The organism is Vibrio sp. 10N.286.46.A8 (assembly GCF_041470165.1).
In the GTDB taxonomy this organism is placed as follows: domain Bacteria; phylum Pseudomonadota; class Gammaproteobacteria; order Enterobacterales; family Vibrionaceae; genus Vibrio; species Vibrio tasmaniensis_A.
In genome coordinates this window covers 20,355-28,274 of the sequence record NZ_JBFRLX010000191.1, presented here as the reverse complement: position 1 = coordinate 28,274, position 7,920 = coordinate 20,355, and the positions used below count along the sequence as shown (strand labels likewise).

The 7,920-nt window shown below is 44.0% G+C and carries 9 protein-coding genes; 5 read left to right on the top strand and 4 right to left on the bottom strand.

Features of this window, described 5'->3' with window-relative positions; genetic code table 11:
• Window positions 1-364: 364 nt before the first annotated feature.
• From AB4232_RS17800 to AB4232_RS17785, 4 genes are all read left to right on the top strand, one after another.
• On the top strand, window positions 365-1,102 hold the full coding sequence (locus AB4232_RS17800; protein WP_009846112.1) for a nucleoside recognition domain-containing protein: 738 nt from the start codon (window positions 365-367) through the stop codon (window positions 1,100-1,102).
• The gene (locus AB4232_RS17795; RefSeq protein WP_004737023.1) at window positions 1,102-1,569 is read left to right on the top strand and encodes a YjiG family protein; all 468 of its coding nucleotides are present in this window, start codon (window positions 1,102-1,104) and stop codon (window positions 1,567-1,569) included. The genes AB4232_RS17800 and AB4232_RS17795 overlap by 1 nt, the downstream gene beginning before the upstream one ends.
• Before the next feature lie 647 nt (window positions 1,570-2,216).
• The gene (locus tag AB4232_RS17790) at window positions 2,217-2,603 is read left to right on the top strand and encodes an MAPEG family protein (protein WP_009846114.1); all 387 of its coding nucleotides are present in this window, start codon (window positions 2,217-2,219) and stop codon (window positions 2,601-2,603) included.
• An 8-nt stretch (window positions 2,604-2,611) separates the two neighbouring features.
• Entirely contained in the window at window positions 2,612-3,142 is a 531-nt protein-coding gene (locus AB4232_RS17785) for a hypothetical protein (RefSeq protein ID WP_009846115.1), read from the top strand.
• 70 nt (window positions 3,143-3,212) lie between these two features.
• Here AB4232_RS17785 and AB4232_RS17780 read toward each other — a convergent pair whose 3' ends face one another.
• Together AB4232_RS17780 and AB4232_RS17775 are read right to left on the bottom strand one after the other, a co-directional pair.
• Window positions 3,213-3,848, bottom strand: a complete 636-nt coding sequence (locus tag AB4232_RS17780; RefSeq protein ID WP_009846116.1) for an START domain-containing protein — start codon at window positions 3,846-3,848, stop codon at window positions 3,213-3,215.
• 245 nt (window positions 3,849-4,093) lie between these two features.
• Window positions 4,094-4,570 carry a YHS domain-containing (seleno)protein gene (locus AB4232_RS17775; protein WP_009846117.1) on the bottom strand — a complete coding sequence of 159 codons (477 nt, stop codon included), beginning with the start codon at window positions 4,568-4,570 and terminating at the stop codon, window positions 4,094-4,096.
• 110 nt (window positions 4,571-4,680) lie between these two features.
• Between AB4232_RS17775 and AB4232_RS17770 the strand changes: the two genes are divergently transcribed.
• Window positions 4,681-5,520: an AraC family transcriptional regulator gene (locus AB4232_RS17770; protein WP_012601206.1), complete on the top strand. Its 840-nt coding sequence runs from the start codon at window positions 4,681-4,683 to the stop codon at window positions 5,518-5,520.
• Window positions 5,521-5,677: 157 nt separating this feature from the next.
• On the opposite strand, the gene AB4232_RS17765 is transcribed toward AB4232_RS17770, so the two are convergent.
• Window positions 5,678-6,718: an acyltransferase gene (locus tag AB4232_RS17765; RefSeq protein ID WP_017097789.1), complete on the bottom strand. Its 1,041-nt coding sequence runs from the start codon at window positions 6,716-6,718 to the stop codon at window positions 5,678-5,680.
• Between the two features lie 123 nt (window positions 6,719-6,841).
• Complete coding sequence (locus AB4232_RS17760) at window positions 6,842-7,798, bottom strand: AEC family transporter (protein ID WP_009846120.1); 957 nt, start codon at window positions 7,796-7,798, stop codon at window positions 6,842-6,844.
• Window positions 7,799-7,920: the final 122 nt, after the last annotated feature.

The window sequence follows — 7,920 nt, the reverse complement described above, 5'->3', positions numbered from 1 at the left end:
GTTCAGTGTGATAGATATCTTAATAATTCAATAGATTATATAGAAAACAGTAGATTGGGTGAAAACGTGAGATCACGATGAAAGATTTTTTTGAGCTTTCTATTCGAAGCCTGATTATTGTGGCGATTATGTGCGTTTTTGGTTGCGGTGTTGAAGCTAGGTTTGTTTAGTTTTGTATGAGAAGTATTCTAATTTTTTTAGCGTATACCTCTACTTTAAAATTTGAATCACAGTTTTATATGTTGCTTTGGTTCTTCTATTTAAACCGATGCACTATTTGATTTTGGTCATTAACCTTTTGCTCATTAGTTTGCACTATCTATACGTGTTCTGTTCCACATAAACGAGATGTATAGAGGTCCTTATGACTAATCCAACCAAAACCGATCGTAAAGTCACGATCGGCAGCTATATCGCACTCGCGTTCGCGATTGTGTTCTTTTCAGGCTTAATGCAGTCCAATGAATGGTATGGAGTGCTCGATTTTACGACGCTCAACGGTTCATTTGGTAAGGTCGCTTACGATGTGAGTGAGTCGGCTGATGGTATCCAAGCGGCAACGACGTCACTGCGTGGTAAAGGCGGTAGTGGTGCGCGCGACGGTTTCATTTTTGCATTGACACTTATTCCGACCGTGATGTTTGCACTGGGTATGATCAACGTACTTGAGCACTACGGTGCACTGGACGCGGCTCGTAAACTACTAACTCCACTACTTCGTCCTTTAATGGGCATTCCGGGCAACTCAGGCTTGGCACTGATTGCTTCTCTGCAAAGTACCGATGCGGGTGCTGCGATGACACGTCAGCTCAAAGATGAAGGGCATTTGACTAAGCGTGAAACCGATGTGTTCACCATGTTCCAGTTTACTGCGGGTGCGGCGATCGTTAACTTTTTCTCTTCAGGTGCGGTGTTGTTCACTCTAACGGCGATGGATGGTTCCTTGGCAGTGACATCGTCAATTGGTCTTGCTGTTGCGGTGATGTTTATCTTCAAGTTTGTTGGTGCGAACTTATTCCGCCTTTACCTCAATATTACTGAAGGTAAAGAAGACAAAACAAAATCAGACAAAGAACAAAAACTGGAAGAGGAAGTAGCATAATGAGCGAAGTTAAAGCAAAGAAACCAATGGTTACTGATATTTTCGTTGAAGGTGCTAAGAAAGGCTGGGTTATTGCGACAACCTCTACAGTACCTAATGTTCTGATGGCGTTTGTGATTATTAAGGCGTTGCAGATTACTGGTGCACTGGATCTGATGGGTAGTGTGTTTGCACCTATCATGGCGGTATTTGGTTTACCGGGCGAAGCGGCAGCAGTATTGATTGGCGCGTGGATGTCGATGGGTGGTGCAGTCGGTGTGGTTATCACGCTATTTGACCAAGGCATTCTGAACGGCAACCATATTGCTATCTTGGCGCCAGCTATCTACTTGATGGGTTCTCAGGTGCAATATATGGGACGCATCATGGGACCAATTGGTACTGAAGGTCGTTATATCCCTGTGATGATCGCGATTTCAGTATTGAATGCGTTTGGTGCTATGTTTTTGATGAACATTATTTTGTAACGTGGCTTTGAACGATTAGCTACTATTTGAACGATCAGTTACTAATAGCTTTTCGATGTTGAAAAAAGAAACCCCGTTTGGCTTTCACCAAACGGGGTTTATTCTTTTTCGTAGCCATCCTGCTACTGACGTTGTTACTTATTTTTTAATAAGGTCACGTATGCTCCTTGCATCGTTCCTTGATTTGGCTAAATCCTTTAACCTATCCAATCCATCGCCTTCCTAGCGGTGTCCATGCTAACTCATCATCCTGACAAGTGACTCTATCCTAGAGTAAAACTTCCTTGCTGATCACTCATCCTAAGCCATCAAATCTTCATCCTGAAGATACCTAATCCGTTAGGCTTTTTCCTGTTCCTGCCAACTCCCTGTCGACATGAGTATTAAACACTTTGGAGGCTTTATTCGCAATTAGCCTTAGGAAATAAATATCCTCGCTAACTAAAATAAATATGCGTGGATTCATATAAAACAAGGGGTTGGGTTTGTAATTTTTCTTTTTTCTGCGAAGCTTGACTGTGATCTCTTACGTTCGGTGTGAGAGATCTCTTACAAATGTTCGGGCGCGAATATCATTCGTTGTCGAACTCATCCGTCGATAGGTGAGCGAAATACGCTCAACAAACTCAAAGTAATAGGAAAATATAATGGTTACAGCACTTTACGCAGCCTTGCTGACGGTCGTAATGATTTGGTTGGCGATAGAAGTCATTAAGCAAAGACGAATCAATCTGGTTGCTCATGCAGATGGCGGTGTTGAGTCGCTACAGATAGCACGCTCCGCACAAAGTAATGCAATGGATTACATCCCAATTACGGTTATTTTGATGGGCTTTTTGGAGATGAATGGTGCCAGTGTGTGGCTTATTCATGCCATTGGTGTTGCATTTATTCTGGGGCGTGTGATTCATGCAAAAGGTATTCTGGCAAAAAACTTAAAGGGTAGAAAAGTGGGCATGGTGTTAACGCTTATCTGCATGATCTCTTTGATTGTCCTAAACTTAGCTTACCTACCTTTTGATAAAATGTTCTAGGGAGCATTATGGCATTGCGCCTTCCCCCTGCTTGGGCGATTGTCCTTGCAGGTCTCATACTGAACGTCATGGCTATTGTCATGTCGAGCTTGGTGCTCGACAAAATTGAAGCGGAAAAATCGGAATACAACGATCGTAAATACGGTAATGTGTACTCAATACAACTGGCCTGGAATACGATCGAAACCTTAGAGCGCAAGCGTGAAGCCATTCTGATCCACCTAGATAAACCCTCAACAGAAACCGCTCAACCTGCCACCATCCTCGATGAAGCGCTGCGCGGCCAACTCCGGAGTTGGGTGAGTGAGGAGGTGCCAGCCATCTCGTTGGCTAATTTACCCAAGCTTATGATGCTGATAAACAGTGCTCAAGAAGCCCAACGAGCACGAATTGATGACTACTATTTGGATAATCTGACCTTGGTTGAATTAATCCAAAGGCTCGATGAAAAAATGGCTTTCTACAAGAATATTGCCCTGTTTCTTCAGGTGTTTGGTTTAGCACTTATCTTAGCTCGCGACCTCGCTAGAAGGCCTTAGTATCTATTTATCTACCACTTATCTACTCACTTACTTAGCTACCTAGTTATCTACCCATCGACTGGTATCGCTAGCGAGACTCACTTGGCAGGTTAGGGTGCTGCTGGCCTTGGTACTTCTGTAATTGTTCTTTTAGCCCTTTAAACGTGCTCAGTGCACTATCAATCGATAATTTGTTCATTAACCAATTTGGCAGGATGCCACCTGCGTTCGCGTAAGCGGTATAGGTGATATAGGTATTACCATTGGTGAGCGGTTGCAGAGTCCATAAGGCATCTACATCATAAATTCGAATGTACCCCGACTCTTTCGCCAAATAATCAGACGCATCCTTGATCGACAAGACAAACTGCCCATCCTCGACGCTGTATTTTGAGTAGGTCACCATATCGCGGTCTCTGGCAGGCCAAGGCGCTTTGAACTGGGTATAGACGATATTTTCATCCTCAGATATCTGCATCAAAACACGACTTTCCGATACGTTATCTATCCAGTTTGGCACGTTCGCGCTGTCTTCCAATAACAGCAAAAAACCAGAATAAGTGGTGGGCGTTTGCATTTGTGCTCGTATTTCTACCAAGCCTTCAGTGTGAGGTCTCTTATCAATGATGATGCCATCTTCACTTTTCACGAACTGCCATGGAGCAGCGTAAGTCAGTGTTGATAAAGCATAGAGTCCGATTGCTAAAATCCTAGGTAATATCATTATTCTTCCATGAAAAGAAAAGCTTATCTTTAGGAGTATAGAATAAAAATGGTTTTGATTCGTGCTGAAATCGCACTGATTTATCTCTGATTTGAGCGTTACATCGCTGTTTATCTTGATGTTATCAATAATTGGCCGCTTATCTGTATTTGAGCCGTGAAAATAAAAACGGAAGCGTTCGGTCGCTTCCGTTTTGTTAGTTGGCAATGGATAAACGTTGAAGGCTAGAACCTAGCACTTGGAACTTAAAGCTTGTAGGCTTCCACGGTTTTTATAGTGGTCCAATTGCTGTTGGCGTCTTGGATGAATTCTTGCGTATTCTCCAGCCAACGCTTTTGAACTGACTTATCTAAGTTCAAGTACAGCTTCCCACCTTCTACTTTCCAAGCTAGTGGGTCCGTTTCAAATTTCTTACCCATTGCCACACCAAAGGCACAATAGCCCCCATATTGAGGTGCATAAGCCGATGGGTTAGATCGGAATTCATCTCGGTTTTCACTGCTCACAAAGTTATAAATCGCATTCTTATAAGTCGCTGTGAATTCAGATGTGCCTTTAACTGGCCCCTCATTGGCAAAGTAAGCGACAGGGTCATAACCTTTAATGGCGAGGTCATTGTTGTCGACACTCATATCAAGGTCTGCTGCCATTAACGAAAAGCTGGTTCCTAGTAACGCGGCCAATAGAGTGATTTTTTGACTGGTCGATTTCATGTGTGACATATCAAGTTCCTTGTCAGTGTTGGTTATTTTGTTTGAAGTAATTTAGCCCACTTGTCCGGTCTATAAAGGGACAAAAGAACTAAAAACTAAGCGAATCGTTCGGAGAGTGCATGGATCTGCTGTCACAATTAATGGAACACTTCTCGATACGCACTGGCGTTTTCTATTCTGGAAACCTGTGTGGGGTGTCGTCATTTAACGCGCAACAAGGCAAAGAAGGGCACCTTCACGTATTGAGAGCGGGCGAGTTGACCTTATCTGGTGCTCATATGGAATGCAGGCAGCTTTCTCAGCCCTGTATTATTTATCTGCCGAATAGCACACCACATGTAATTGAAGGTGTGGGAGAAGGTGCTGAGCTTGTGTGTGCGAACGTGGAGTATCGTTCAGGGCAGATGAATCCTTTATTATCGGCTCTGCCCGACATGATAGTGATTCCGTTTGAAGATGCACCGAACTTAATGCCTGTGATTGAGGTGCTGTTTCGAGAGTCGGGGCAAGCATCTTCAGGACAACAATCGTCAGGGCAGCAATACCTAATGGACAAGTTGAGTGATGCGTTGATGGCGTTGATTTTTCGTCATCTCATTGAACAGCAAAAAATCGATAGCGGCGTTTTCTCTGCTCTTGCACACCCAAGGCTTGCTGCTGTGGTGACGGCTATTCACCGGTTGCCTGCTCGTCACTTTTCGGTTGCAGAAATGGCGTCATTGGCCGCGATGTCTCGAACTCAGTTTATAGAAGCGTTCAAGCGTGAGGTGGGTGAAACGCCGGGAGATTACGTGCAAAAGTGGCGTGTTTCCGTTGCTCAATCTCTGTTACTGCAAAATAAGCCCATCAACTGGGTTGCCGATGAAGTCGGTTACAACAGTTATTCAGGTTTCTCACGCGCATTTCAGCATGTATCGGGTGTGTCGCCACGTCAGTGGTTAAAAGAGAGTAACGCATAAGAGGGAAAGGGATGTTGGAGTTTAAAGTTGCCAGTGAAAGCGAGTTAGTGCTTTCACTGGCAAGGCGAACCTCATTGCAGAAAAGAATGTTACATCGGGGCAAATTACAGACTGAGGGGGTCACTAGGCCTGTAATACGTCGTTGGCTAGATGAGCACTAACGAAGTAACCAGTGGCGCAGTGGCGTTTTTTCTATACCAGCGATCAATATAAAGCTCAGGGTAAAGGTGCCGAAGAACACGGTGATGTCTTTAGCTAGCTCAGTGATGCCCAATACTCCGCAGACATTGAACAGTATGATAATGATCAGTAAATGGCTGACGTAGATACCCAGCATGCGATTTGAAATGGCACGAACCCAAGCGTAGTTACCCATGTTTGGATTAGCCAAAAGCCACATAAACACGCCCATCCCCCATAGCGCCGTGCCAAACAAGAAATCATTCATGTTGAATCCGACGTCGAACGTGGTGAGCCATGCCGCCTCAGCAAAGTGAATCAACATGCCTAACGCTAATAGCCCCAACGCTTTAGTTGATGACACTTTCCATTGATTCTGACGAATAAGGAAACCTAAGGTCACCATTAACGTGCTAAAGAACGGGCCATTACGCGTGAAGAAGGGTGCTTCTAACCCGGTTAGCGTTGCGTAGCTGCCCGCTAAAACACCATAAACGTAAAGTACAATAGCCGCTGGTAATAGCAGTTTGTCGAGTTTCATTTCGACGATCAAAGCAATGATCAAAACGGCACATACGAGAGCGGGAATAAACCATAAATGAACCAATCCACCCTCTAAGAAAGAGTTAAGTGGCGTGTTCATTAAGAAACCCCAATAGCCTTGGCGCTCACCTAGGTAGCCAAACTCTTCTACCTTCGCGAGGTTGAATGGCATCACTAAGCAAATGATGCTCCATGTCAACCATACTTTAAGCAGTGGTTTAGAATAATTAATGACGGTTTGCCACGGGGATGCAGTCAACTTGGGCTGAATAAGATAACCGGAAATTAGGAAAAACAGAGGCACGGCAAAACGAGCGGTTTGGTTGAGTACATAACCGATCCAAGGCACTTCATCTATTTGCCAATAAGTGAGTGCCATTTGGCCGTGCAAACCAATGATCGCCAAGATAGCAATCACTCTGCCTAACTCGATACTGGCGATGTGTTGTGAAGGCGTATGTTGAACGGAAGACATATCAGATCTCTCAGTAAAATTTTTACGAAATCTAGCAGCCTTTATGCCCAACCAGTTAGTCCTAAATCAAGGCTTATGACCTTTGTTTCAAGGCTTGTGTCGGTTTTTTGAAGCTTGTCGCAGCTATATTAAATCCATTGCAGTGAGTGCAAATATACCTAGTGTACAAGTGATAAGAGAAACAACAGTAGTAAGAGCTATGATGTTAGCCGCGAGTGTTGAGTTTCCTCCCATCGCACGCGCCATAACATAGCTTGCCGCTGCCGTTGGTGCTGCGCTCATCAAGAAGATAAGTCCGAGATCGAGCCCTTCAAACCCTAAGTACCAACCAGCCAGTGTAGTCAGTAAAGGTGAGGCGATTAACTTGTAACTAGAGGCGAACCACGTAGACAACTTTTCTTGTTTAAGCGAACTAATATCTAGAGAACCACCAGTACAAAGTAGAGCCAAAGGCAAAGTCATGTTGGCAAAGTATTGCCCAGCATCAGTCACCATTTTTGGAATCGGAATTGAAAGTGCATAGAAGACGACTGCTAAGAAAATAGCGATGATTAACGGGTTTTTGGTGATGGACTTGGCGATCACTTTAATGGCTTTAGCGCCGGTGTCTTTGCCTTTGGGTGTCAGTGCTATCACGGCTTGAATGTTATACAGTACGGTCAGAGATGCGACATAGATAGCAGCCAATGCCACGCCTTGGTTGCCATAAATATTAGCCACGTAGGCGAGGCCGATGATCGCGGTATTAGCGCGGAATCCACCTTGGATGATCACACCTTGATCTTTAGAGCTTTTGAATACCAACTTGGTTGAGAAAATCGTGAACAAGAAAAAGACAAAGTTAGCGATGACGCCAAACGCAACTAACGCGCTACTGGCTGAAAAGTTGTGATTCGATTGAACAATACTCAGAAATAGCATCGCGGGTAGGGTGACTTGAAACACCACTTTGGACGCGACATCAATGAAATTATCATTGATCAAACCGATTCGCTTGAGCATCACACCAAGAAACAGCATTAAACAGATAGGGCCTGTTACTGACGCCGAAAACGCAAACTGTTCCCAAAGTGTGTTCATTGTTTTTCCTTTGTTAGTCGATTTCAATTTCCTTTGAATACTGTCGCATTTTTCCACAGTTCTTTGATAAGACAAAATGAATACCAAGGGTTAAGTAAAAAACCTTGAAAAAAAGAACGAAC

Coding starts and splice junctions, on each gene's coding strand:
- AB4232_RS17770 (WP_012601206.1), top strand. CDS start 4,681: ATGGATCTGCTGTCACAATTAATGGAACACTTCTCGATACGCACTGGC.
- AB4232_RS17790 (WP_009846114.1), top strand. CDS start 2,217: ATGGTTACAGCACTTTACGCAGCCTTGCTGACGGTCGTAATGATTTGG.
- AB4232_RS17760 (WP_009846120.1), bottom strand. CDS start 7,798: ATGAACACACTTTGGGAACAGTTTGCGTTTTCGGCGTCAGTAACAGGC.
- AB4232_RS17800 (WP_009846112.1), top strand. CDS start 365: ATGACTAATCCAACCAAAACCGATCGTAAAGTCACGATCGGCAGCTAT.
- AB4232_RS17775 (WP_009846117.1), bottom strand. CDS start 4,570: ATGTCACACATGAAATCGACCAGTCAAAAAATCACTCTATTGGCCGCG.
- AB4232_RS17795 (WP_004737023.1), top strand. CDS start 1,102: ATGAGCGAAGTTAAAGCAAAGAAACCAATGGTTACTGATATTTTCGTT.
- AB4232_RS17780 (WP_009846116.1), bottom strand. CDS start 3,848: ATGATATTACCTAGGATTTTAGCAATCGGACTCTATGCTTTATCAACA.
- AB4232_RS17785 (WP_009846115.1), top strand. CDS start 2,612: ATGGCATTGCGCCTTCCCCCTGCTTGGGCGATTGTCCTTGCAGGTCTC.
- AB4232_RS17765 (WP_017097789.1), bottom strand. CDS start 6,718: ATGTCTTCCGTTCAACATACGCCTTCACAACACATCGCCAGTATCGAG.